This is a genomic window from Pseudomonas sp. KCJK9058, assembly GCF_046230975.1.
Taxonomy (GTDB): Bacteria; Pseudomonadota; Gammaproteobacteria; order Pseudomonadales; family Pseudomonadaceae; genus Aquipseudomonas; species Aquipseudomonas alloputida.
The window spans coordinates 27,001-50,891 of record NZ_JBJJLR010000023.1 but is presented as its reverse complement, the minus strand read 5'-3'; the positions used below and the strand labels follow the sequence as shown (position 1 = coordinate 50,891).

Annotated in this window: 20 protein-coding genes; 10 read left to right on the top strand and 10 right to left on the bottom strand. The window is 63.3% G+C overall.

The window, feature by feature from the left end; all coding sequences use genetic code 11:
- Positions 1–9 precede the first annotated feature (9 nt).
- The 4 genes from ACK59Z_RS14260 (at position 10) to ACK59Z_RS14245 (ending at position 4,573) form a co-directional block, all read left to right on the top strand.
- Positions 10–489 carry a hypothetical protein gene (locus ACK59Z_RS14260; RefSeq protein WP_003250484.1) on the top strand — a complete coding sequence of 160 codons (480 nt, stop codon included), beginning with the start codon at positions 10–12 and terminating at the stop codon, positions 487–489.
- A gap of 59 nt (positions 490–548) precedes the next feature.
- Positions 549–2,120: a sensor domain-containing diguanylate cyclase gene (locus ACK59Z_RS14255; RefSeq protein ID WP_108191390.1), complete on the top strand. Its 1,572-nt coding sequence runs from the start codon at positions 549–551 to the stop codon at positions 2,118–2,120.
- A gap of 158 nt (positions 2,121–2,278) precedes the next feature.
- The gene (locus ACK59Z_RS14250) at positions 2,279–3,055 is read left to right on the top strand and encodes a ParA family protein (protein WP_019752000.1); all 777 of its coding nucleotides are present in this window, start codon (positions 2,279–2,281) and stop codon (positions 3,053–3,055) included.
- 180 nt (positions 3,056–3,235) lie between these two features.
- Positions 3,236–4,573 carry an MFS transporter gene (locus tag ACK59Z_RS14245; RefSeq protein WP_108191389.1) on the top strand — a complete coding sequence of 446 codons (1,338 nt, stop codon included), beginning with the start codon at positions 3,236–3,238 and terminating at the stop codon, positions 4,571–4,573.
- A gap of 32 nt (positions 4,574–4,605) precedes the next feature.
- Here the strand turns inward: ACK59Z_RS14245 and ACK59Z_RS14240 are convergent, their stop codons facing one another.
- The 3 genes from ACK59Z_RS14240 to ACK59Z_RS14230 are packed head-to-tail and all read right to left on the bottom strand — an operon-like array spanning position 4,606 to position 10,229.
- Positions 4,606–7,752, bottom strand: coding sequence for an efflux RND transporter permease subunit (locus ACK59Z_RS14240; RefSeq protein WP_054888678.1), 3,147 nt, complete (start codon positions 7,750–7,752; stop codon positions 4,606–4,608).
- 16 nt (positions 7,753–7,768) lie between these two features.
- Positions 7,769–8,983 (bottom strand): efflux RND transporter periplasmic adaptor subunit, encoded by a 1,215-nt coding sequence (locus ACK59Z_RS14235; RefSeq protein ID WP_108191388.1) that lies wholly within the window; start codon positions 8,981–8,983, stop codon positions 7,769–7,771.
- Positions 8,976–10,229 carry a TolC family protein gene (locus ACK59Z_RS14230; RefSeq protein ID WP_003250472.1) on the bottom strand — a complete coding sequence of 418 codons (1,254 nt, stop codon included), beginning with the start codon at positions 10,227–10,229 and terminating at the stop codon, positions 8,976–8,978. The genes ACK59Z_RS14235 and ACK59Z_RS14230 overlap by 8 nt, the downstream gene beginning before the upstream one ends.
- Before the next feature lie 262 nt (positions 10,230–10,491).
- On the opposite strand from ACK59Z_RS14230, the gene aroQ reads away from it, so the two are divergent.
- Positions 10,492–10,941: a type II 3-dehydroquinate dehydratase gene (gene aroQ / locus ACK59Z_RS14225; protein WP_003250469.1), complete on the top strand. Its 450-nt coding sequence runs from the start codon at positions 10,492–10,494 to the stop codon at positions 10,939–10,941.
- Positions 10,938–11,786, top strand: coding sequence for a shikimate dehydrogenase (locus ACK59Z_RS14220; protein ID WP_003250467.1), 849 nt, complete (start codon positions 10,938–10,940; stop codon positions 11,784–11,786). The genes aroQ and ACK59Z_RS14220 overlap by 4 nt, the downstream gene beginning before the upstream one ends.
- Before the next feature lie 118 nt (positions 11,787–11,904).
- On the opposite strand, the gene ACK59Z_RS14215 is transcribed toward ACK59Z_RS14220, so the two are convergent.
- Together ACK59Z_RS14215 and ACK59Z_RS14210 are read right to left on the bottom strand one after the other, a co-directional pair.
- Complete coding sequence (locus ACK59Z_RS14215) at positions 11,905–12,420, bottom strand: thioredoxin family protein (RefSeq protein WP_041168480.1); 516 nt, start codon at positions 12,418–12,420, stop codon at positions 11,905–11,907.
- A 10-nt stretch (positions 12,421–12,430) separates the two neighbouring features.
- Positions 12,431–12,706 (bottom strand): DUF2790 domain-containing protein, encoded by a 276-nt coding sequence (locus ACK59Z_RS14210; RefSeq protein ID WP_004573749.1) that lies wholly within the window; start codon positions 12,704–12,706, stop codon positions 12,431–12,433.
- A 219-nt stretch (positions 12,707–12,925) separates the two neighbouring features.
- Here ACK59Z_RS14210 and ACK59Z_RS14205 point away from each other — a divergent pair, with 219 nt between their 5' ends.
- From ACK59Z_RS14205 to ACK59Z_RS14190, 4 genes are all read left to right on the top strand, one after another.
- Positions 12,926–13,666, top strand: coding sequence for a response regulator (locus ACK59Z_RS14205; RefSeq protein ID WP_056800498.1), 741 nt, complete (start codon positions 12,926–12,928; stop codon positions 13,664–13,666).
- Positions 13,663–14,949, top strand: a complete 1,287-nt coding sequence (locus ACK59Z_RS14200) for a HAMP domain-containing sensor histidine kinase (RefSeq protein ID WP_108191386.1) — start codon at positions 13,663–13,665, stop codon at positions 14,947–14,949. The genes ACK59Z_RS14205 and ACK59Z_RS14200 overlap by 4 nt, the downstream gene beginning before the upstream one ends.
- A 163-nt stretch (positions 14,950–15,112) precedes the next feature.
- Positions 15,113–15,730 carry a ferric reductase-like transmembrane domain-containing protein gene (locus tag ACK59Z_RS14195; RefSeq protein ID WP_019752007.1) on the top strand — a complete coding sequence of 206 codons (618 nt, stop codon included), beginning with the start codon at positions 15,113–15,115 and terminating at the stop codon, positions 15,728–15,730.
- A gap of 13 nt (positions 15,731–15,743) precedes the next feature.
- Positions 15,744–16,232, top strand: coding sequence for a DoxX family membrane protein (locus ACK59Z_RS14190; RefSeq protein WP_014591610.1), 489 nt, complete (start codon positions 15,744–15,746; stop codon positions 16,230–16,232).
- A gap of 33 nt (positions 16,233–16,265) precedes the next feature.
- On the opposite strand, the gene ACK59Z_RS14185 is transcribed toward ACK59Z_RS14190, so the two are convergent.
- The 5 genes from ACK59Z_RS14185 to ACK59Z_RS14165 form a co-directional block, all read right to left on the bottom strand.
- Positions 16,266–16,961, bottom strand: a complete 696-nt coding sequence (locus ACK59Z_RS14185) for a DUF2063 domain-containing protein (RefSeq protein WP_108191384.1) — start codon at positions 16,959–16,961, stop codon at positions 16,266–16,268.
- On the bottom strand, positions 16,954–17,787 hold the full coding sequence (locus tag ACK59Z_RS14180; protein ID WP_409293278.1) for a DUF692 domain-containing protein: 834 nt from the start codon (positions 17,785–17,787) through the stop codon (positions 16,954–16,956). Before ACK59Z_RS14180 ends, ACK59Z_RS14185 begins: the two co-directional genes overlap by 8 nt.
- A 74-nt stretch (positions 17,788–17,861) precedes the next feature.
- Entirely contained in the window at positions 17,862–18,353 is a 492-nt protein-coding gene (locus ACK59Z_RS14175; protein ID WP_003250451.1) for a hypothetical protein, read from the bottom strand.
- A 174-nt stretch (positions 18,354–18,527) separates the two neighbouring features.
- Positions 18,528–19,079, bottom strand: a complete 552-nt coding sequence (locus tag ACK59Z_RS14170) for a DUF4174 domain-containing protein (RefSeq protein WP_003250449.1) — start codon at positions 19,077–19,079, stop codon at positions 18,528–18,530.
- A 228-nt stretch (positions 19,080–19,307) separates the two neighbouring features.
- Positions 19,308–23,798 carry an NEL-type E3 ubiquitin ligase domain-containing protein gene (locus ACK59Z_RS14165; RefSeq protein ID WP_409293276.1) on the bottom strand — a complete coding sequence of 1,497 codons (4,491 nt, stop codon included), beginning with the start codon at positions 23,796–23,798 and terminating at the stop codon, positions 19,308–19,310.
- Positions 23,799–23,891 lie beyond the last annotated feature (93 nt).

Genomic DNA, 23,891 nt, shown 5'->3' with positions numbered 1-23,891 from the left:
GGCCACACCATGCCTCGCCTCCCGAAGTTGCTGTTACCCCTGTTGCTGGCTGCTGCATTCACCGCCTGCGACCAGAAACCCTCCCGTGAAGATCAGATCCTCAGCCAGCTGCCGCTGCAGGACGCCTACACGCACAACATCGAGCGCATGTCCGCGCTGCTGGGCCGCACTCACCCGCAGCTGTCGCAAGCGACCATTCAGGACGTACTGCGCAAGCACCTCACCGTCGAGGACCAGCGCCGGGACCTGTTCCGCCTGTACAGCGAAAAAAACTTCAGCGACGCCGAATTCGCCACCATCGTCGCCGCCACCCAGGACCCCGCCAAAGCTCGCGCCCTGGAAGACACCGAAGCCGGCAAACGCTTGAGCGAAAAACTCACCGCCCTGATGCGCGAAACCGCCCGCGATGTGAACGTGCAAGCCTTGGTGGAGCAGCGTATGCAAGAGGTGGAAGATGAGCTTGATGCGCTGGACAAAGCAGGCTCTTGACCGCTGCCCGGCAAGGTAACTTCCGTTCAGCCGCCCTTTACGATCACCCGAGGTCAGGATTGACACACACCAAGCATGGATTGCGCCTGGATCTACGTACACTCATTCTGGTGCTCTGCGCCCTTACCGCAGTGGTCATGCTGTGCGCCAGCTATTTCGCCAGCTACCGGGTGCAGCGCCAGCTATTGATCGACAACGCCCTGGAAGCCAACCGGGTGTATGCGACCAAGCTGGCCAGCATCACCGAAACCTTCATTGGCAACGCCTTGCAGCAACTGATGTTCAGCGCCGGCGTGCAAAGCCGGCAGTTGAGCGACACCACAGCGCTGCAGTTGGAAACCGACCGCGTACTGGGCCAGAGCATGGCCTTCAACTCCACCTTCGTGATCGATGCCAACGGTGTACTGCTGGCAGTATCCCCCGCCCCGCTACGCCACCTGGTCGGCACCCACGTGCAGTCACCCGGCGCTCTGGAAGCCCTGCAGGAACGCCGTCCGTTGGTTTCCACGCCCTACCTGTCGGCGGCCGACAACCTGGTGGTGGCGCTGTCGCAACCCATTTTCGACCGCAACGGCCGCTACCTGGGGTATGTGGGTGGCAGCCTGTACCTGCGTGAACGCAACATCCTCAACAGCCTGCTGGGCGAGCATTTCTACAAGGACGGTTCGTACCTGTATGTGGTCGACCGCAACCGACGCCTGCTGTACCACCCCAATAGCGAGCGGGTAGGCACGGTGGTGGAGGGCAATGCGCTGGTCGACCAGTTGGCGACGCTGGACAGCGGTACCCGGCAGCTGACCAATAGCCTGGGCGTGGAAATGCTCGCCGGCTTCGCCACCGTCCCCAGCGCCGGCTGGGGCGTGGTAGCGCAGCAGCCCTTGGTGCAGACGGTGGCGCCGTTGCACCACCTCGTGCTGAACGTGATCGCCAGTTCAGCGCCCTTGGCGCTGGTTGGCAGCCTGCTGCTGTGGTGGCTGGCCCGTACCATCGCCCGCCCGCTGTGGAAACTCGCCGCCGGTGCCCGCACGATGGACCGCGCCGGTACCGCCGAGCACTTGCATCAGGTGCGGGCCTGGTACTTCGAGGCGGCAGAGCTCAAGCGCGCGTTGCTGTTCAGCCTGAACTTGCTGCAAGAGCGTATCGGCCGGCTCAATCGGGACGCCCAGACCGATCCGCTGACCGGCCTGGGCAACCGCCGCAGCCTGGAAATCAGCCTGTCGTTACTGGAGGCTGAAAACCGGGAGTTTGCAGCCATTGCGCTGGATATCGACCACTTCAAGCGGATAAATGACAGCCATGGACACGAAGTGGGCGACCAGGTGCTGCGCCAGCTGGCGGAGCTCATGCGCCGTTGTTGCCGCGAGGGCGACCTGCTGTGTCGCACCGGTGGCGAGGAGTTCCTGATATTGCTGCCTGGGGCCACCCTGAACGTGGCGGCCGCGGTGGCCGAACGGTTGCGTGTGACCGTACAGGATATGCCGGTGGAACCGGTGGGGGCAGTGACGATTTCGCTGGGGGTGACGCACTGGGATGGCGAGACTCACGGCGAGCCCATGAACGCATTGGGCGAGGCTGACCGGGCGCTTTACCGGGCCAAGCAGGAGGGGCGCAACCGGGTCGCTTTTGCCTGAACGTCTAGAGTTGTCTGCAGGGGGCGGGCTTGCCCGTGAAATGCCGTTACAGGCAACGATGAATCGGTGACTTGTAACAATTCCTGTCATAAAACTGCAGTGTTTCAGTCATAGGATTGACCCCGACCTGACATTTTCACTTCATGGATGAGCGTCTCATGCGTCGTGTGGTTTTCAATCAGAAAGGTGGCGTCGGCAAATCCAGCATCGCCTGCAACCTCGCCGCTGCCAGTGCCGCCGAGGGCTACCGAACCTTGCTGGTCGACCTCGACCCGCAGGCCAATGCCACCTTCTACCTCACCGGGCTGGTCAACGACACCATTCCTGCCGGCATCGCCGACTTCTTCCGCCAGACCTTGTCGCCGGTTACCGCCGCCGGCAAGAAGCACCGCGTGGCCATCACCGAAACCCGCTACCGCAACCTGCACCTGGTCACCGCCAGCCCTGACCTCAGCGACCTGCAAAGCAAGCTGGAGAGCAAGTTCAAGATCAACAAGCTGCGCAAGTTGCTGATAACGCTGGGCGAGGACTATGAGCGAATCTACATCGACACCCCACCCGCGCTGAACTTCTACACCTTCAGCGCGCTGGTGGCGGCCGAGCGTCTGTTGATTCCGTTCGACTGCGACAGTTTCTCGCGCCAGGCCCTGCACAGTGTCATGGCCGAGGTCGAAGAACTGCGCCAGGACCACAACCCCGCGCTGGTGGTGGAAGGTGTGGTGGTCAATCAGTTCGCCGGGCGCACGGCGCTGCACCAGACTTTGGTCGATCAACTGCGCAACGAAGGCATGCCGGTATTGCCGGTGTACCTGAGCAGTTCGATCAAGATGCGCGAATCGCACCATGCCTCGGTGCCATTGGTGCATTTGGCGCCGCGGCATAAACTGGCCCTGGAATTCATCGATTTACTGGATGTGCTTGAGCGTGCGGCCTGACAGGCCGTTGGGGGTACTCCAGCTGTCACCTGCTGCACCGGTCGAATCAGGTATACCGAGGTCGCCCTCGACAAAGCGCGTTGCAGCGCTCGGCTATCTACTGGCAAGCACAATAACGATGGCGCGGCCCGACTGCGCCACTTTCAACATGGCTGCCAAAGGAAACCGGAGAGCACCCGCATGTCCGCACATCATGAGGTATCCCCCGCCACCCTGCGTAGGGTGATTGCCGCTTCGGCCATCGGCAATTTCGTCGAATGGTTCGACTTCGCCGTGTACGGCTTTCTCGCCACGCTGATCGCCAGCCAGTTTTTCGCCAGCGAAGACGCCAGCGTAGCCTTGCTCAAAACCTTCGCGGTGTTCGCCGTGGCCTTCGCCCTGCGTCCCTTGGGCGGCATCGTCTTCGGCGCCTTGGGCGACCGCCTGGGACGCAAGCGCATCCTGTCGCTGACCATCTTGCTGATGGCCGGCTCCACCACGTTGATCGGCCTGCTGCCGACCTACGCCAGTATCGGCCTGGCAGCCCCGGCGCTGCTGACCCTGGCCCGCTGCCTGCAGGGTTTTTCTGCCGGTGGCGAATATGCCGGGGCCTGCGCCTACCTGATGGAGCACGCGCCTGACAACAAGCGCGCCTTTTATGGCAGCTTCGTGCCTGTGTCGACCTTTTCCGCCTTTGCCTGTGCGGCGGTGATCGCGTATGGCCTGGAAGCCAGCCTGTCGACCGAGGCGATGAATGCCTGGGGTTGGCGCATTCCGTTCCTGATTGCAGCACCGCTGGGCCTGGTCGGCCTGTACCTGCGCTGGCGCATGGAAGAAACCCCGGCGTTCCGCGAAGCCGTCGCCCAAGGCAAGGAGCACGAGCATTCACCGCTGAAGGAAACCCTGCGCCACCATGGCCGGGTCATTCGCAACCTGGGGGCGTTCATTTCGCTGACCGCATTGTCGTTCTACATGTTCACCACCTACTTCGCCACCTACCTGCAACTGGTCGGCAACCTGACCCGCGCGCAGTCACTGCTGGTAACCACCGTGGCCCTGCTGTTCGCTGCGGTCGGCTGCCCGCTGGCCGGGGCATTTTCGGACCGGGTGGGGCGACGCAAGACCATCGGCTTTACCTGCCTGTGGGTGATGCTGTGCGTGTTCCCGGCGTACTGGCTGGCCAGCTCTGGCTCGATGTCGGGTGCGCTGCTGGGGGTGATCCTGCTCGCGGTGGGGGCATTGTGCAGCGGCGTGGTTACCGCAGCCTTGCTGTCGGAAAGCTTCCCTACCCGTACCCGCTACACCGCTTCGGCAATTACCTACAACGTGGCCTACACGCTATTTGGCGGCACAGCACCGCTGGTGGCAACCTGGCTCATCGGACAGACCGGCAGCAGCCTGGCACCGGCGTTCTACCTGGTGGTGATTGCGCTGGTGGCGTTGGTGGGCGGGTTGGCGTTGCCGGAAACGTCGCGGATTTCTTTGCATGACGACCTGGGTGTGGACGGGGTACGGGCTGGTGCCCGAAGGGTCGTTTGAGGTTGTTGGGGCTGCCTTGCAGCCCCACGTACTCAGCCTTCCTGCTGCTCATCCCGCCGATACGCCCACTGATACAACGCCGGCAACACCAGCAATGTCAGCGCGGTAGAAGACAAGATTCCGCCAATCACCACCGTTGCCAGTGGCCGCTGCACCTCTGCCCCGGTCCCGGTAGCCAGGGCCATCGGTATGAACCCCAGCGAGGCCACCAGCGCCGTCATCAGTACTGGCCGCAAGCGGGTCAGCGCCCCCTCCTCGACCGCCGCCCGCAGCGTGCGCCCTTCCTCGCGCAGCCCGCGGATAAAGGCAATCATCACCAGCCCGTTCAACACTGCCACTCCCGACAATGCAATGAACCCGACGCCGGCAGAAATAGACAGCGGAATATCACGCACCCACAGCGCCAGCACCCCGCCGGTCAGGGCAAAGGGGATGCCGGTGAACACCAGCAGGCCATCCCTGAGGTTGTTGAACATCATCAGCAACAGCGCCATGACCAGCAGCAAGGCCACCGGCACCACCACCTGCAGGCGCTCGGCTGCCGACTGCAACTGTTCGAACTGCCCTCCCCAACGCGTCCAGTAACCCGGTGGTACCTGCACCTGGTCGATCAGGGCCTGCTCAGCCTCTTGCACAAACGAGCCCAGGTCGCGTCCACGCACGTTGGCACTGACCACCACCACGCGCTTGCCATCCTCGCGGCTCACCTGATTCGGGCCCAGTTGCAGGTTCAGCGTGGCGACCTGCGACAGCGGGATGAAACCGATTTGCCCGGCCCCCTCAGCGGCACTGGCCGGAACCGGAATCAGCAGGCTGGCCAGCCCGTCGACATCGGTACGCAAGGTCTCCGACAGGCGCACGACCATGTCGAAGCGGCGGTCGCCTTCATACAGCGTACCGGCGGTGCGGCCGCCCACGGCAATGGCGATGGCATCCTGCACATCGCCCACATTCAGGCCATGACGTGCGGCCTTGTCACGGTCGATGTCGATGGTCAGTACCGGCAGGCCCGTCGTCTGCTCCACCTTCACCTCGGACGCGCCCGACACCCCTTGCAGGCTGGCAGCGATCTGTGCGGCAGTGCGGTTGAGCACCTCCATGTCGTCACCGAACAGCTTCACCGCCACATCACTGCGCACCCCGGAAATCAGCTCGTTGAACCGCAGCTGAATCGGCTGCGACAGCTCGTAGTTGCTGCCCGGCACACTGGCAGCGGCGCGTTGCACCTGGGCGATCAGCTCATCCCGCGGTTTGCCCGGGTCAACCCATTGTTCGCGCGGGCGCAGCATCACGTAGGCATCGGAAATGTTCGGCGGCATCGGGTCGGAGGCAATCTCGGCAGTGCCGGTGCGGGCAAACACCCGCTCCACCTCCGGCACCTGAGCGATGATCGCCTGCTCCAGGCGCTGTTGCATGTCCACCGACTGCGACAGGCTGGTGCCCGGCACGCGCAGGGCCTGCAGGGCGAAGTCACCCTCGCTGAGGCTGGGGATGAACTCGCTGCCCATGCGGCTGGCCATCACGCCCGACAACAGCACCAGGGCGGCGGCGGCGGCACATGCCAGTTTGCGCCGGCCCAGCACCCAGGCCAGCACCGGGGCATAGCGCTGCCGTGCCGTACGCATCACCAGGCCTTCCTCTTCCTTGACCTTGCCGGTGACGAACAGGGCAATGGCTGCCGGAACGAACGTGACCGAAAGGATCATCGCGCCCAACAGGGCCATGACCACGGTAAAGGCCATAGGGTGGAACATCTTGCCCTCGACCCCGGTCAGGGCAAAGATCGGCAGGTACACCACCATGATGATCAACTGCCCATAGATCAGCGGCCGGCGTGCTTCGCGGGCAGCGGCAAACACCTCATGGAACCGTTCGCCGCGGGTCAGCATGCGACCGTGGCGCTGCTGGGCATGGGCCAGGCGACGGATGGCGTTTTCCACGATCACCACCGCGCCGTCGACGATGATGCCGAAGTCCAGCGCGCCCAGGCTCATCAGGTTGGCACTGACCTTGTTGCTGAACATGCCGGTAAAGGTGAACAGCATCGAAAGCGGGATAACCATGGCCGTGATCAGCGCAGCGCGAATGTTGCCGAGGAACAGGAACAGCACGGCAATCACCAGGATCGCACCTTCGATCAGGTTCTTCTTCACCGTGGCGATGGCTTTCTCCACCAGGTTGGTGCGGTCGTACACCGTCACGGCGACTACGCCCTTGGGCAGGTTGCGATTGATCTCGACCAATTTTGCAGCGACCGCCTGCGACACCGTGCGGCTGTTCTCGCCAATCAGCATGAACACCGTGCCCAGCACCACTTCCCGACCGTTTTCGGTGGCTGCCCCCGAGCGCAGCTCTTCGCCAAGGCCAACCTGGGCGACATGGCTGACGCGGATCGGCGTGCCGTCGACGCTGGAGATAACGATGTTGGCAATGTCTTCGGCCGAGGCCACCTGGCCCGGCGCGCGAATCAGCAACTGCTCGCCATTGCGCTCGATATAGCCAGCGCCAATGTTGGCGTTATTGCGCTCCAGCGCTGCAATCAGGTCGTTGAGGGTGAGCTTGTAGGCCGCCAGGCGCTTGGGCTCTGGTGCAATGAGGTATTGCTTGGCATGGCCGCCGATGCTGTTGACCTCGGCCACACCCGGTACATTGCGCAGCTGCGGCTTGATGATCCAGTCCTGAATCACCCGCAGGTCAGTTGGGGTGTAAGGCGTACCGTCTTCCTTGAGCGCCCCCTCCTGGGCTTCCACCGTCCACAGGAAAATTTCCCCCAGCCCGGTGGAGATCGGCCCCATGCCCGCCTCGATGCCCTCAGGCAATTGCTCGCGGGCCACCTGCAGGCGCTCGTTGACCAGTTGGCGGGCGAAGAAGATATCGGTGCCATCATCGAAAATGACCGTGACTTGCGACAGGCCCGAGCGCGACAGCGAGCGGGTCTGCTTGAGCCCTGGCAGGCCAGCCATCGCGGTCTCGATGGCAAAGGTGATGCGCTGCTCGGTCTCCAGCGGCGAATAGCCGGGGGCGGCGGTGTTGATCTGCACCTGGACGTTGGTGATGTCCGGCACAGCATCGATTGGCAGTTTCTGGTAGCTGTGGATACCCACCGCGGCCATCAGGACCACGGCCAGCATCACCACCAGGCGCTGCTCGATGGCAAATTGAATCAGGCGTTCGAACATGCAGGTGTCCCCGTGATCAGTGGCTGTGCTCGGCCGAGCCCTTGCCCAGTTCCGACTTGAGGACAAAGCTGCCGGCGGCCGCAACCTGAGTACCGGCGGCCAGGCCGCTGGTGATTTCCACCTGGCCAGCATCGCGACGGCCAGTCTTCACCGGGCGCGCCTCGAAGCCTTCCTCCGTGCGGGCGAACACCACGGTCTGCGCCTCCCAGGTTTGCAGGGCGCTTTCCGGCACCGCCACGGCGGCATCGAAGCGGTCGACGCTGACAGCCACATTGACGAACAGCCCGGGGCGCCAGGCGCCATTGGGGTTGGCCAGTGTGGCACGCACAGTGGCGGCACGGTTCTGCTCGCCGAGCAGGCTGCCGACGTAGTTGACCTTGCCCAGAACCTGGGCGCCCAGGTCCGGCGCACTGACCGTGACTTCACGGCCGGTCACCACCTTGCCCAGGTCACGAGGGGCCACGGCGAAGGTGGCCCACACCCGGCTCAGGTCGGACAGGGTGAACGCGTTGCTGGTCTCGTCGACCACCTCGCCCACGGTCAGGTGCTTCTCCACGACGACCGCATCGAAGGGGGCGCGCAGTTCATAGCGGTTGCCGGCACCGGCCGGCCCCACCGCTGCGACCTTCTGCCGAGCATTGGCCAGGGCGATCTCGGCCTCCTGCAGCGCCTGACGTGCCTGCAGGTAATCCTGCTCGGCGCTGATTCGCTCCTGCCACAGCTGTTGTTCCCGTTGAAAGGTCAACCGCGCCAGTTCCAGGCGACGTTGAGCGGCCTGCTGCTCACTGCGCAGGTCGGAGATCTGCTGACTGGCAATCACCGCCAGTACCTGGCCGCGCTTGACCGCCTGGCCCAGCTCGGCGTGCACCGCTTCGACCACACCCGGCACGCGGGGTACCACATGAGCGGTGCGGTCCTCGTCAAAGCGGATCTCACCCGGGAAGCTGATGGCGGTGCCCAGCTCACGGGGGCCTGCGTCAGCCAGTTGTATGCCAGCCGATTCGATCTGCGCGATAGACAGGTGCATCTGGCCTTCTTCTTCGCCGTGCTCCTTCTCCGCATGGCCTTCGACGGCCTGCGCTGCAGCATGGCCGTGGCTGTCTTCACCATGGTCGTCATGGGGGGCTTGAGCCTTGGACGCCTGGCCGAGGTTGCCGGTCCAGGCCAGGCCCGTGAGGCCAAGCGCAGCAATGGCGGCAGCCAGAAGGGCTAGCTTGCGTGGGTTAGTCATTGTTGCTCCTGCTATTGGGTTTGTTGCTCACGCCATCGAGATCGCCGTAGATCCGCTCCACTTGTGCACGCGCGTCGGTCGCCGAGGCCAGCGCCTCGAGGTACAGCCCGCGAGCCTCGATCAGCGTGCGCTGGGCGTCGAGTACATCGAGGAAAGCGAACTTGCCCATTTCAAAACCGCGGGTGGCGGTGTCCACGGCCTGCTGCGCAGCAGGCAGGATGGTGCGGTCATAGGCTTCAACGTCCTGCATCGCCGTCTCCCACTGGCTGATGGCACTACGGGTTTCACTGCGCAGACGCAGCGCCACGGCATTGCGCAGGTCACGCGCCTGGTCGGCGCGGCGCGCAGCTGCCAGAACATTGCCTTGGTTGCGGTCGAACAGCGGCAACGGCATGGACAGGCCAACCACGTTCACTCGCTCCCGGTCTTCGCGGCTGTACTGGCTGCCAAGGCTGACGGTGAGGTTGGGGATACGCTGGGCTTTTTCCGCCCCCAGGGAGGCGTCGCCGCGCTCGACTTGGGCAGCGGCCAGGCGCCATTCGGCAGTCTTTTCGACCTGGTCAAGCAAGGTGTCGGCACCCGGCGCAATGCCTGGCGAAAGGTTGGCTGCCTGCAACCGGTCGAAGCTTGCCAGCGGGCTGCCCGTCAACCGGGCCAAGGCCTGGTAGGCCACGCTGCGCTGGGTTTTCGCGCGGCGCACTTCGGCCTGGGCCTGGGCCAGTTGCACCTGGGCACGGGTGGCCTCCACCGGTGATGACTGGCCTGCCGTAACCCGCCCTTGCACCACCCGCAGACCTCGTTCAGTCAACGCCTGCGACTGCTGAGCCAACTCCAGCGCGGTCTGTGCACGCAAGGCAGCGTGGAAAGCCTGCACCACATCGGCCCGCAGGGCGTTGCGCTGGCGCTCCAGGTCAAGCTGGGCAATGGCCTGGCCGGCACCCGCCACGGCGAGACGTGCGCCGCGCTTCCCGCCCAGCTCCAGCGGCTGGCTGAGGGTGACGGTGGTGGTGCTGGTGTCGCGGCGGGTGTCCTCGACCTCCCAGGCCAGCTCCGGGTTGGGGAGCAGCCCGGCCTGGCGCCGTTCGCCATCGGCAATGCCAATTTCACGGCCGGCTGCAGCCAGCTCCGGGTTCTGGGCGAAAGCGGCGGTAAGCGCCTGGGGCAGGCTCAGCACCTGGCTGGCCTGGGCGCCGGTGGCACTGGCCAGCAGCAGACAGAGCAAGGCGATCTTGCGGGGGATGGGCACGAAACAGTCCTCTGGGCGAAGCATTGGCGAGGGACTGTAGAAAGGGCTGGTTATCGGGGCGGTGGCGGCAAGATTACAATTGTGTAATGACGCCCTGCAGTTCGTTGCAGGGGCAGCTTTGCACGGCTGGGTACAGGGCATTCAACGCCCAATAAGTTCGATAATCGCCCACTTTCCCGGTGCGACGATCTTGGCCAATTGACGGAACTAACCAGTCAGTACAAAACTACGTGCATTCAACAACAACAAAGCGATGCCCGTCATGAAGCCCCTTATTCTCGTGCTCAACGGCCCCAACCTGAACATGCTGGGCACCCGCGAGCCTGCCCAGTACGGCCACGAAACCCTCGCTGACCTGGCTCAGGGATGTGCCGACACTGCCCACGCCCACGGCCTGGAAATCGAATTCCGCCAGACCAACCACGAAGGCGAACTGATCGACTGGATCCACGCCGCCCGTGGCCGCTGCGCCGGCATCGTGATCAACCCCGGCGCCTGGACGCACACCTCGGTCGCCATCCGCGATGCCCTGGTGGCCAGCGAACTGCCGGTGATCGAGGTGCACCTGTCCAATGTGCACAAACGCGAGCCGTTCCGTCACTTGTCGTTCGTATCGTCCATCGCCGTCGGTGTCATCTGCGGCCTGGGCAGCCACGGCTACCGCATGGCGCTGAGCCACTTCGCCGAGCTGTTGCAGGAGCGTGCGGCATGAGCCAGCAAGCCATCCTCGCCGGCCTGATCGGCCGCGGCATCCAACTGTCACGTACGCCGGCCCTGCACGAACACGAAGGCGACGCCCAGGCCCTGCGCTACCTGTACCGGCTGATCGACGCCGACCAGCTGCAACTGGACGACAGCGCCCTGCCCGGCCTGCTCGAAGCCGCGCAACATACCGGTTTCACCGGGCTGAACATTACCTACCCGTTCAAGCAGGCGATCCTGCCGTTGCTCGACGAACTGTCCGACGAGGCCCGCGGTATCGGCGCGGTAAATACCGTGGTGCTCAAGGACGGCAAGCGCGTCGGCCACAACACCGATTGCCTGGGCTTTGCCGAAGGCTTGCGCCGTGGCCTGCCCGACGTTGCACGGCGCCAGGTGGTGCAGATGGGTGCCGGTGGCGCTGGCTCGGCCGTGGCCCATGCCCTGCTGGGTGAAGGGGTAGAGCGGCTGGTGCTGTTCGAAGTGGATGCGACCCGTGCGCAGGCGCTGGTGGACAACCTGAACGCCCATTTCGGCGCAGAGCGCGCCGTGCTTGGCACCGACCTGGCCACAGCACTGGCCGAAGCGGACGGGCTGGTCAACACCACGCCGGTGGGCATGGCAAAGCTACCGGGCACGCCACTGCCGGTGGCGTTGCTGCATCCCCGCCTGTGGGTGGCAGAGATCATCTACTTCCCGCTGGAGACCGAACTGCTGCGCGCGGCCCGGGCACTGGGCTGCCGCACACTGGATGGCAGCTACATGGCGGTGTTCCAGGCGGTGAAGGCATTCGAGCTGTTCAGCGGGCGGCAGGCGGATGCGGCCCGGATGCAGGCGCACTTTGCCAGTTTCACCTGATAGAAAAGTGTTGGCTTCTTCGCGGGCACGCCCGCTCCCACAGGTACTGCGCAAACGTTACTTATTGCACTCTCCCTGGGGGAGCGGGCATGCCCGCGAAGAGGCCGGTACAGGAGAATCACCCTTTTTCATCCAGCAACGCCTGTATCACCTGTTCCTGCTCGCCATAATCCCCCTCGCCAACGTGCACATGGCGCACCTGCCCCTTGCGGTCGACAAAGTAATGCGCAGGCCAGAACTGGTTGCCCCAGGCATTCCACACCTTGTAGTCATTATCTACCGCCACCGGATACCCGATACCCAACCGGGCTAACTTGTCCCGCAACGTGTCCACATCATGCTCGTAGTCGAACTCGGGCGTGTGTACCCCCACCACCACCAGCCCTTGATCGGCATAGCGCCGCGCCCAATCATTCACATGCGGCAGGCTGCGCCGACAGTTGATGCAGTCCCAGGTCCAGAAGTCCACCAGCACCACCTTGCCCTTGAGCCCCGGGGCATCCACGGGCGGCGAATTCAACCACTGGCTGGCGCCTGACAGCGACGGCATGGCGCCGTAGCTGTCGCGTGCCTTCAGGTGCCCAGCCAACCCAAGCCCCATCAGCGCCAGCGCAAAACCACCTGCCTTGAGCATCCGGCGCCGATCAATTGTCATGGCAACCGCCCGTGGCGTAGGTGCGGTACTGCACGCTTTGCCGCTGGCCATGGGAGTCAAGGTAGTCCATTCGGGTGTTCACCAGGCCGCAGGCGTTGCTCTGATCGTCCTGCACCGACAGCACTTTCTTCACATCCAGAGGCTCACCGTAGCGGTACTGCATGACCCCGCCATCCTGCATCGGGGCCGTGGCGGCCTGGGCAGCGATGGCGCCGAAGCTGAGCACGGCGAACAGGCTGGCGCTGGCGATAGTCTTGACGTTCATGGCATCTCTCCTGGGTAACACTTGGGGTGGGGAGTGTTGCTCCCCGGTCGAGAGCCATTTCACGTCAGCCAGGTATCCCGCATGTGTCTCCCAGCGTTGTGATATGCGTCCTGCTGTATCCCTACCCGTGCCAGATACACTGCAATACAAACTCCCGCAGGCAAGGGCGAACGCGCTCGGTACACTGCGCCCAACCCCCTTTGCACAGGAACCCAGCGCATGGAACACGTCGATCACATCCTGATCGTCGACGACGACCGCGAGATCCGCGAACTGGTCGGCAATTACCTGAAGAAGAACGGCCTGCGCACCAGCATCGTTGCCGACGGCCGGCAGATGCGCGCCTTTCTCGAAGCCAACAGCGTCGACCTGATCGTGCTCGACATCATGATGCCTGGCGACGACGGCCTGCTGTTGTGCCGCGAGCTGCGCGCCGGCAAGCACCGCAATACGCCGGTGCTGATGCTGACCGCCCGCAATGACGAAACCGACCGCATCATCGGCCTGGAAATGGGCGCCGACGATTACCTGACCAAACCATTCTCGGCCCGCGAACTGCTCGCCCGCATCAACGCCGTGCTGCGCCGCACACGCATGCTGCCGCCCAACCTGACCATCAGTGAAAGCAGCCGCCTGCTGGGTTTCGGTCAGTGGCGTCTGGACACCACCGCGCGCCACCTGCTCGACAACGAAGGCACCCTGGTGGCCCTGAGTGGCGCCGAGTACCGCCTGCTGCGGGTGTTCCTCGACCACCCGCAGCGGGTGCTCAGCCGCGAACAGCTGCTTAACCTGACCCAGGGCCGCGAAGCCGACATCTTCGACCGCTCCATCGACTTGCTGGTCAGCCGCCTGCGCCAGCGCCTGGGTGACGATGCCCGCGAGCCCAGCTGCATCAAGACCGTGCGCAGCGAGGGCTACGTGTTTTCGCTGCCGGTGCAATTGCTCGAGTCCCCCTCATGAAATGGCCGCGCACCCTGGCCTCGCGCCTGGCGATGATCTTCTTCACCGGCCTGGTGTTGGCTTATGGTCTGTCGTTCGGCCTGCAGGCCTACGAGCGCTACATCAGCAGCCGTTCGATGATGCTCAGCAACCTCGAACAGGACGTGGCGACTTCGGTTGCCATCCTCGATCGCCTGCCTGCAGCCGAGCGTGCCGCCTGGCTGCCGCGCCTGGAACGGCGCACCTACCGCTATCGCCTCGACCAGGGCCTGGCAGGCGAAGCGATGGCCAGCAGTGACCCACCGATGGCCGCCGCGTCGATCGTCAAGGCCATTGGCAGCGACTACCGCCTGACCTTCCTGGAAATCCCGGGGCCCAATGCGCACTTCCAGGCGCACCTGAACCTGGCCGACGGCGCGCCACTGACCATCGACGTGACACCCGCACCGGTCCCGGTAGCCCGTTGGTTGCCCGTGGTGCTGCTGATTCAGCTGGCTGTGCTGTTGCTGTGTACCTGGCTGGCGGTACGCCTGGCCATCGGCCCGCTAACCCGTCTGGCCCAGGCAGTGGACAACCTCGACCCGGACCAGCCCGGCGTGCAACTGGATGAAAGCGGGCCACGCGAGGTGCGTTACGCTGCCGTGGCCTTCAACGCCCTGCAGGCGCGCATTGCTGCCCACCTCAAGGAACGCATGCAGTTGCTGGCGGCCATTTCCCACGACCTGCAAACCCCGATCACTCGCATGAAGTTGCGGGTCGAAGTGATGGATGAGGGGGTCGAAAGGGACAAGTTCTGGAGCGACCTGGATGAAATGGAACACCTGGTGCGCGAAGGCGTGGCGTATGCCCGCAGCATGGACAGCAGCACCGAAGCGACCTGCCGGGTCAACCTTGATGCCTTTCTCGACAGCCTGGTATTCGACTACCAGGACAGCGGCGCCCAGGTCGAACGCCACGGCAGCAGCGATACCCTGCTTGAAACACGCCCGCATGCGCTGCGCCGGGTACTGGTGAACCTGGTCGACAACGCCCTGAAGTTTGCAGGTGCTGCCGAGCTGCAAGTGTCACGCGAGGGCAGTACCACCATCATCCGCGTGCTCGACAACGGGCCAGGGATACCCGGTGACGAGCTGGATGAAGTGCTCAAGCCGTTCTACCGGGTGGAAGGTTCACGCAATCGCAGCACGGGTGGCACCGGCTTGGGATTGGCCATTGCCCACCAGCTGATCCAGGCCATGGGGGGCCGGCTGACCCTGAGCAACCGCGAACAGGGCGGATTGTGCGCGCAGATCGAACTCACCTGAAGTGCGATCGTTGGCAGGAACGGCCTTGGATCTCGATCGGGCCGTTCCTGTAAAACGCGAGGTCGCCTCTACAAACAGATACACAACTGCATCCCCCTGACACACTGCAGATACCCCGCCCCGAGACACTCCCGGTCACACAACCACACCCCGGGAGTCCCTGATGAAAGCCCTCACCTTGCCCTCCGGCTGGAAGCTGTTCGCCGCCCTCGCCGGCCTGACCTTGGCGATGACCGCCATAGTCCTGGCCAGCCAACCTGACCCGGACGGCTTGCGCAGTGCCATTCGTGCCACCGCACGCAGCTCGTTCGCACTGTTCCTGCTGGCGTTCCTGGCCTCGTCGCTGGTGACCTTGCTGCCTGGCACATCAAGCCGCCGCATGCTGCAAGAGCGACGCTACCTGGGGTTGGCATTCGCGTTCTCCCACACCGTGCACGGCGTGCTGATTTATCGCTACGCCCAGCAATTTCCCGAGCTGTTCTGGGCCGGCCGCACACTGACTTCCAGCCTGCCCGGCACAGTCGGCTACCTGTTCGTGCTGCTGCTCACCGCCACCTCGTTCAAGCCCCCCATGCGGCTGTTGGGCGGCCGTGCCTGGCAAGCGCTGCACAGCAGCGGCATGTGGGTACTGGCTGCCGTGTTCTGCCTGTCGTTCTACAAACGCATCCCCATGGGGGGGTGGTACCCGCTGGCGTTCGCCCTGATGTTCAGCGCCATCGCCGTCAAGCTCACCGCCAAAGTGGCCCGTAAACAACGCCGCAGCACCCGCGCCCTTGCCTGAGAGAGCACCGCAAATGACGACCTTGACCCGTACCCTGACCACCGTTGATCGCCTCGGCAGCTGGAGTGCCGACGTGCCATTACGGGTATTTCTGGCCTGGGAGTTTTTCGAATCCGGCCTGGAGAAATTCAATGGCAGCAACTGGTTCGCCGACCTGCAGTCCAACTTCCCGTTCCCCTTCAACCTGCTGCCCGCGGAGCTGAACTGGCAGCTGTCGATGTGGGCCGAGTTGGTGCTGCCGTTGCTGCTGCTGTTGGGCCTGGGTACCCGGCTGGCATCGTTGGGTTTGATGGTGGTCACCGTTGTAGCGATAGCGGCAGTGCACTGGCCGGCGCACTGGTCGGGCCTGGCGGAGCTGGCCCAAGGCTATGCCATTACCGACCAGGGCTTCGGCAATTACAAATTGCCATTGATCTACCTGGTGGCGTTACTACCCCTGCTGCTCAAGGGCGCCGGGCGCCTTAGCCTGGATCATTGGCTTGGCATGCGGTTCGGCAGATGAGGATCGGGGGCTGCTGCGCAGCCCCCTATGCCTTCAGACGGTTCCGACAATGACGCCCTGCTCGCGCAATGCCTCCAACAATGCCAACCCTTGCTGCACATCCCCGCCCAATGCCTGCAGCCGCTCTCTTCCAGTCCCCTGCTCCACCAGCAACCGATACGCCATAGGTGCCAACCGGGCAAAACGCACCTGCAACCGGGCATCGCGATAAACCAGCAGCAAGCTCGGCGATGCTGGGGCAGCCGTTGGCTGGTAGTCCCCGCCAATGCGTTCCACCGGCCAACGATAGGCCAGCACCCGCGCCACACAAGACAACAACGGCGCTCCAGCCAGCAGGTCACCACCCGGGTCATGCGCCGGGTCCTCGGCATCGCTCAGGTACAGCTGCGCCTCGACCCACTCATAATGCGCCAGCTCCAACTGCCAAGGGGTGTCCAGCGCCACACCTTGCAAGTAGTCGACGAAGGTCTCGGCAATTTCGGTAAACAACGGCGTCTGGCAACGGTAACTGGCGTAGAAATCACGTACTCGGGCGTGCCAGCGCTGCTCGCCCAACGCCTGGCGCATGACCGGGAAGCTGCCAGCCAGCAACCCTTCGATGGCACCATAGAACAATTCACGGTAAACCTTCAGGCGCCGGGCCTCGACGCCGGGCGGCGGGGCATGGCACTGTGGGTCGCGCAGGTGACGGGCCAAGGCATACTGCTGCGCACGCAGGGTCTCATTCATCTGCTTGCCCTCCGGCAGCGCATTGCGCAGCACGCATACGCGCCGTCTCGGCCAACAGTTCGGCCAAGGGCGGGTAGTTGAAATCACGCTCAAGCACCGTCGGCTTTACCCCAAAGCGCACGCAAGCGCTGGCGTACAGCGTCCAGACATCCTCCTTCACGGCCGCCCCGTGGGTATCCACTTTGAGGTCAGGCGCTTCATCGTAATGCCCGGCAACGTGCATCCCGGTCACGCGCGCCGGGGGCAAGCCTGCAAGGAATTGCTGGGCGTCGTAGCCATGGTTGCAGGCGTTGACATAGACATTGTTGACGTCCAGCAGCAGGTCACAATCCGCCTCTTCGAGCACCGCCTGGATGAAGTCGAGCTCGCTCATCGCCTGATACGGCGCGGCGTAGTAGCTGATGTTCTCCACGGCAATGCGCCGCTCCAGCTGCTCCTGAGCCTGGCGTATGCGCGCGGCCACATGGTGTACGGCTTCATCGGTGAACGGGATGGGCATCAGGTCGTACAGGTGCCCGTCATCACTGCAGTAGCTCAGGTGCTCGCTGTACAGTCGCACCTGGTATCGCTCGAGAAACTGCCGGGTCTGCTCAAGGAAATGGCGGTCCAGCGGGGCACTGCCACCCAGCGATAAAGACAACCCATGGCAGGTGACAGCAAAGCGCTCCGCCAACTGGGCCAAGCCCTTGCCATAGGCGCCGCCCACGGCAATCCAGTTTTCCGGCGCACACTCGAGAAAGTCCACTGCACCCGCCTCCATGGCCAGCAGTTCCGGCAACAGGCCGCGACGCAAGCCTAGCCCGATGTTCAACATCGCAGGACACATAAAAGTTCTCCAACAAGCACAACGCCCCGCCTGGCCAGCAGGAGGAGCGTTGTGGCGTTTCATGGGGTAGAACGTCAGGGCTTGCCGGTCAGGTGGCTGAACAAGCCATCAGGCATGGCTTTGCCATTGGCCTGGTAAATCGCCTTGAGGTGATCGGCCGCTTCCTGCTCGGAGATGAAACCGTCATGGTTGCGGTCGATCGTGTCGAAATCACGGGCACGGTCCTTGGCCACCGCCAGAAACTCATCGCGCGAGACCTTGCCATCGTGATTGCTGTCGGTTTTGGCGAACGAAGCGTCACCGCACTTGCCTTCACCACACTTGCCCTCAGCCCCAGCCTTGGCGCCGGCGCCGCACTTACCCTCACCGCACTTGCCTTCGCTTTGGGAAGCCTTGCCGCTCCCCCCGCACTTGCCCTCACCACACTTGCCCTCGCCGGCCACTTTGGCCGAGGCCAGTTGGTAACCTTGAGCCAGCGGCTCGACGGCGAACGCACTGTTGCTCAATGCCATGCTGCCGATCAGGGCGGCGCCGAGCAGGCCGAGGGTGTTTTTTGCTTGAGTCATGATGCAGCTCCACTGGGGTTGGAAAGTGGAGCCATTAGGCCGTTGCGGTTTGTCGTGGATGTATCGTGCCAGGCGCACTTTTGTATGGCAGTAGGTCTGCAGCACAGGCAGATACAGTGCGATACACACCACCCGGCAACGGGCCCCAAGTTGCCTTGGGGCCATCAGGCGTGATCAGTCTTCCAGCGGTTTGGGCGGGGCCGCTGGCTTGGCGGGCTTGGCTGGCTTGCTGTCCTTGTCCTTGGCTTGCGGGGCCGCCGCTACGGGCTCGGGCGCCGCCACCGCCTTTTCGCTGGCAGGCAGTTCATCGACCGCTTTGAGGATCACCTGTGGGTCGATGGCCTCGCCGGTGTCGTCGTCCTTGAGCATGTGCCGCTCACCATCCTTGCCCACCAGGATCACCTTGGTACCCTTGCTCGCACCCAGCTTCAGTTCCCGAATCAGGGCCATTGTGGTCTGCTGCTCGAGGTTCTTGTCCTCTCGCTTGCCCATCATGTTGGCGACGCTGTACAGGACAAGGTTGCGCTCCTTGAACGCTGCCTGGGTGGCCGGGTCTTCGAGCGCTTTGTTCAGCCCCCGCAACGTTGGGTCGGCACTGCTGGGAGCGATAACCACCAATGGTCTGGCCTTGCCCAGTTCCTTGGCTAGAGGCGCATCACTGTCTGCGGCAAACAGGGGGCCGGCAACAGCAAGCAAGGTTGCGAGGGTCAGTGACCGGACAAGCATGCGTATCTCCTTATTGTCTCGATAAACCAATGACTACAGATCACGGAGAAAAATCCGACAGGGAGCCTAAACCACTTCATTCCAGAACGGGGTGCGCAAAAGTAACTGTCGATTTCCGAGCCACCTGAAGCCAAGACTACGGCGCTGGTACAAACCACATTCAGCTTGACTGAGCATAGCCCAAAGCCGCTTTGGCAGGGCCGGGCAAGCCTTTGCCCTGAGCGCATGTCAACGTACATCGATCGAGGGCCCCTTGGGTCCCATTTCCATCGCTTGAATCGTCATATCCAGCATCAGCCCTCTGCGTGCAGCGCGCTGAGCATCACGAATGGCATCCGCCTGGTCGATCCTGGCCCCTTCGCTCAGCGCTTCGTCGTCAAGCACGGTTTCAAGCTGCCTTCTGAACGGCAGGTCGACCGCAGCGAATCGCTCAGGATGGGAACGCTCCAGGTGCGCCTGCCAAAATTCACGGTCAACCATGGAGCGGGCAATCTCTTCCGGTGTTTCTGCATCCCGCACCGCAGCCTCCGCCTCTGCAAGGTCCGCCTCCAGGACGCCTGAGATCGCAAGAAAGCTCATTTCTCCCACCTGCAATGGCAGGTCGAGACGCTCCCTCAGCCCGATCCTGAAAGCCAACCCCACCTCGCTTCCTTCCAGCGTCCTGCCATGCTGTAGCGCCCATCGGGTAGCGAACATGTCGACTGCATCCTGGCGCCATAAACGTCTGCCCAGGTCTAGCAAAGCGCGTTCGCTTTCTCCCTGAGCCGCGTGCTCAACCTGCCAAACCAGCAAATTCAGCTCAAGGTTGCTCAAGCACCAGGTTGCACCGTCCTGGCACCCCCACTCATCATTGGCCACTGACAGCAAGTTCTGCCGCAGCTCTGGCGTAATGGCCATCGCTTGCAATACCGCCATTACCCGATTGCCCAGTGCACGCGCATTGACACGGAAGTCTTCGGACAGCAACAACTGGCGAAGCACACGGAAAAAACGCTCGGCGTCCTGCCCTGCATCCAGCGAGTCCCAGGCAGCAAGCATCAAGCCGCGATGCTCCGGGGCCACGGCATCCCCCCAGACTTCACGCGCGTGCTGCAGCCGCAGAAGCACTTGCTCCTCGTCGAGGGCCGGATCGACGCTGCTCAACGAAGCCTGCAAGCGTAACGTCTGGGCCTCGCCCAAGGGGTTCGCATTCAAGCGAAACCGCCGCCGATGCCACACGGGCAATTGGTAGAAGCCCTCTGGAATGTGCCTGATCCGGTTATCCCGCAAGTCAACGGATACCAACTGAGCGTTGTCGAACACGCCCAGTGGAAACTGCGAGATCTGTGTGTCGCGCAAGTTCAGCCAACGCAATTCAGCCAAACCCGCCAACGTGAACCTGCTCCCCAGGGGGTTGTGGGACAGGTCGAGAGACTGCAGGCTCGTGCAACTGGCCAGTGTGGCGGTTTGTGCAGTGTTCAGGACGATCCGGTTATTGGTCAGGCTCAGATGCCGCAACTGCGGTATCTGCAGCAACGGCTGCGGAAGGCGCGTCAACAGGTTCCCTCCCAGATCGAGGGTTAGCAGGTTAGGGAAAGCCAGCAATAGGCTGCTGGGCACCTCCAGAAGGTCAAGGTGCAGCAGCGACAGGCTGGTCACACCTCTGAAGCTGACCTGTGGGGGTATGTTGGGCAAGCCGCTCGATCTGAAATTGCAGAACATGACGTGGAGGTTTTCCTGTGCATTGATCTGCAGTTCCCCCACGCCCACCGACCGCCGCCAACAATTGAACAACGTCTGGCGTAAAGCCTCTCGATCTTCCCTGACATCGCCCTGCCCTCGTGCCACCCAGGTATTCAGTGTGATGCGCAGGATGGCGAACTCATTGCGAAGGTCAGCCAGTACATGTTCAATCTGCTGCCCTGAACGCCTGGCGTCATCGGCGAAGGTCTCGACCTGCTCATCACTCAACCACGGAAAGAGATCGCGCAGCGTTGCCCTCAGGGCACTCCCCCTTGATGCGAAACCACCTACTCCGCCACCACCCAGTGGGTAGCCAATACGTCCATCGGCCAAGCGCATGGGCCCTCGGACAGCACCCGGGCGTACCGCGCCAAGCAAACGACTGATCTCATCACGATGGCGTGCCGCTTCGCGCGCCAGTATCACCCTGAGGTTGTGCGCAAATGGATCGCCGATCCCCATCGCCGCCCTCTGCGCTTCGGTATAGGCTGGCGCCATGACGTCAAACAACTCACCTGCCTCACCCAGCGCCGTGCCCTGGCTGCCATGCAGTTGAAACGTACCGTTCACGTGCACCAGATCGAACGCCCGCTGCCCTTGCTCGGTCTTCGCCAGCATCGGCCCGCCCAGGCAACCTTCGTACAGGCGCCAGCACACACCTTCACCTCCGGGTAGATACCGCAACAAGCCCAAGGCCACCCGTGCCAGGTCTGCATGCTGCGGGGTATCAAGGTACAACGCTTCAAATACCCGAGCCTGGCGGGTAGCCAGCACACTGCCCCTTGCCGCTTCGGCGAGCCCCAGTGCAACCCTGCCGCTGGACAGCAGCCGCGTGCGATCAATGCTGCTGGCGGCCTGTACCAGTGCTTGCGCAGTGCGCGCGCTCAGCCTCGGGAACACCCGGCGCAACGCCGCGCTGCCAGCGGTGTCGCTGGGCTGCAAGGCTTCGAAAAGGTGCTGCAGCAGTGTTCGGCGCTGTGTCCATGCCAACGCGGCCAGTGCCTGATCTGTCAGGCCACTCGCGCCTGGCAGGCGCCGAGCGTGATCGAGCACTGTTGTATCTGCTACCGGCTCGCCGCTGCGCAGACGGCCAATCATGCTGCGGATGCGTTGATCAAGCCTGACCCGCTCCACACTGTCGATCATCCCTGGGCTCGGTGCCTGGGCGTGTACATGCAGGCCACGCAGGTCGTCACCATCAAGGCCATGGAACAGCAGAACCTCATCGATCTGTTCGTCATTCAGCCCATTGAAGGGTTCGCCCAAACGCCGGAACATGCGGTATTTGTCGGTCCACCGAGCCGGTTGCTCGCTCCACAACCGCCAGGCACCTGCGCCATTGTGGCGCAGCAACGGCCCGTGGCCGTCGACCGGATACAACTGCCATTGATCATCACCCGCCTCTGCCACGCGATAGTGATGCCCGTCCATTTCGATCCAGGCCCGCCCGTCCTGACGCCGAATACCCAAGGCATCCCGGCTCGAGGCCGCAACGGGGGCCTGGCTTTGAAACAGGGTCAAGTCGTGTTGCCAAAGTTTCTCAGTGCCGTCCTCCAGCCGGGCCGGCACCATGGCATCGACCTTCGCAGAGCGTGCCCAAACCCGTCGAGCGACACCCACCCCGGCGACTGTGGTCGCCAGCACGGCAAGGTCTGTCGCCACGTGGGTCAAATGGTCGAGCGCCTCCTGACGATCGCCTTGCTGCCAGGCCTCGGCGCCATGGTAGACCTCACCCAGCAGTTCGCAGGCCGTCACGGCCAGCAGCGCCAGGCCAACCCCGGGCACAAAGAAACTGGCCAGGTTGAGCAGCGCCCATCCTTCGGCTGCAAGGCGCAGGTCATGCTGGCGCTGAACCTCACGATCCAGTCTGGCCACAGGCACCGCGATCATCGCCGCATCGTCCTTGATCTGGTGGATACGTGCCTGTGCCAGGCTGATGAACAACGGCTGCGGGTAAGCCTGCAAGCGCGGTTCGAGATCGCGAAAAGCCCAGCCCGGCAGGCCATCGAAGCGCTCCGCGACCTGGGCGAAAAAAGCCTGGCTGTCGCGCCGCAGCACGAAGCGGCTGAAAAAACGCTGGTAAGCCTTGTCTCGCAAGCGACGGCCCAGTTCGCGGTTCAGTTTGTCGAGGCTCTCGAACGCGCGCCAGGGCGAAAAAGGGTCTCCAGGCACGTAAAGCAACACCCGACGCGTCGTATTGAACAAAACGCCCTGCTCAACCACTACGAACACGGTCACCTGCTCAATCTGGCAACCCAGCAATTTCAGTTGCCTGGCCTGCACAAGGTCGCCCGCCAAGCGCGGCAGTTTTCCCTTCTCGCACACAGCTACCATCACATTGAGTTCGCTGGCATCCAGCGTTCCCTCTTGCCTGGCTTTGTAGGCGTCCACAAGCATGGTGTAGCGCATGGCATCTACAAGCTGCGATACCAGGCGCTCGGCACTGCCAGTGGGCGTGAGGATGGCATCCAGATGACGTTGATAGCGCTCACCCAGGTCCAGCTCACGACACAGTCCGGCAAACTCGATGCTCGTAGGGGGGTTGACCGTGCCGTGGCGTGGAAGCAGCAGGCGGTTACCGCGCGGCTGGCCACCTTCCTGCGCCTGCGCGGCCGTGAAGTTACGCAATGCCACTTCGAGCAGCGGCTTTTCTTCATAGACCACGGTAGTCAGGTGCGCGCCCACCGGCTGACTGTTGATCACAGCTTCCCGGCGGCCCTCCAGGAACCTGAGCAAGTGCGGGTTACGGCCAAGCCCGTAACGCTCGTCGAGGGCCTTTCCCAGGGCTGATGCGACGAAACTGTCGAGGCCTTCGATGCCTTGCAGCACCGTGTTCACTTGCTCACAGCAGCGAAGGCTGTTTGACAATGCCCTGCCGATCTCAGGCAGTTGCTCAGCGGGTGCATGACGCAACCAGGGTGGCAGGCGCCTGCCGATGATGCCGTCCTGGAACGCGTCGATGGCGGCCTGCGCATCTGACGGCAAAGGGGTGTCCATAGCGGGGGCCTCTTCATGAAAAGAGGCCAGACTAAGTTGCCTGCTCCCCGCCAGGCGCTATATAGCTAATGCCTGCGTTCAGACAACCGCCAA

Coding starts and splice junctions, on each gene's coding strand:
- ACK59Z_RS14210 (WP_004573749.1), bottom strand. CDS start 12,706: ATGAACGTCAAGACTATCGCCAGCGCCAGCCTGTTCGCCGTGCTCAGC.
- ACK59Z_RS14180 (WP_409293278.1), bottom strand. CDS start 17,787: ATGTGTCCTGCGATGTTGAACATCGGGCTAGGCTTGCGTCGCGGCCTG.
- ACK59Z_RS14200 (WP_108191386.1), top strand. CDS start 13,663: ATGAAATGGCCGCGCACCCTGGCCTCGCGCCTGGCGATGATCTTCTTC.
- ACK59Z_RS14260 (WP_003250484.1), top strand. CDS start 10: ATGCCTCGCCTCCCGAAGTTGCTGTTACCCCTGTTGCTGGCTGCTGCA.
- ACK59Z_RS14170 (WP_003250449.1), bottom strand. CDS start 19,079: ATGCTTGTCCGGTCACTGACCCTCGCAACCTTGCTTGCTGTTGCCGGC.
- ACK59Z_RS14245 (WP_108191389.1), top strand. CDS start 3,236: ATGTCCGCACATCATGAGGTATCCCCCGCCACCCTGCGTAGGGTGATT.
- ACK59Z_RS14190 (WP_014591610.1), top strand. CDS start 15,744: ATGACGACCTTGACCCGTACCCTGACCACCGTTGATCGCCTCGGCAGC.
- ACK59Z_RS14240 (WP_054888678.1), bottom strand. CDS start 7,752: ATGTTCGAACGCCTGATTCAATTTGCCATCGAGCAGCGCCTGGTGGTG.
- ACK59Z_RS14195 (WP_019752007.1), top strand. CDS start 15,113: ATGAAAGCCCTCACCTTGCCCTCCGGCTGGAAGCTGTTCGCCGCCCTC.
- ACK59Z_RS14250 (WP_019752000.1), top strand. CDS start 2,279: ATGCGTCGTGTGGTTTTCAATCAGAAAGGTGGCGTCGGCAAATCCAGC.
- ACK59Z_RS14205 (WP_056800498.1), top strand. CDS start 12,926: ATGGAACACGTCGATCACATCCTGATCGTCGACGACGACCGCGAGATC.
- aroQ (WP_003250469.1), top strand. CDS start 10,492: ATGAAGCCCCTTATTCTCGTGCTCAACGGCCCCAACCTGAACATGCTG.
- ACK59Z_RS14215 (WP_041168480.1), bottom strand. CDS start 12,420: ATGCTCAAGGCAGGTGGTTTTGCGCTGGCGCTGATGGGGCTTGGGTTG.
- ACK59Z_RS14175 (WP_003250451.1), bottom strand. CDS start 18,353: ATGACTCAAGCAAAAAACACCCTCGGCCTGCTCGGCGCCGCCCTGATC.
- ACK59Z_RS14165 (WP_409293276.1), bottom strand. CDS start 23,798: ATGGACACCCCTTTGCCGTCAGATGCGCAGGCCGCCATCGACGCGTTC.
- ACK59Z_RS14220 (WP_003250467.1), top strand. CDS start 10,938: ATGAGCCAGCAAGCCATCCTCGCCGGCCTGATCGGCCGCGGCATCCAA.
- ACK59Z_RS14235 (WP_108191388.1), bottom strand. CDS start 8,983: ATGACTAACCCACGCAAGCTAGCCCTTCTGGCTGCCGCCATTGCTGCG.
- ACK59Z_RS14185 (WP_108191384.1), bottom strand. CDS start 16,961: ATGAATGAGACCCTGCGTGCGCAGCAGTATGCCTTGGCCCGTCACCTG.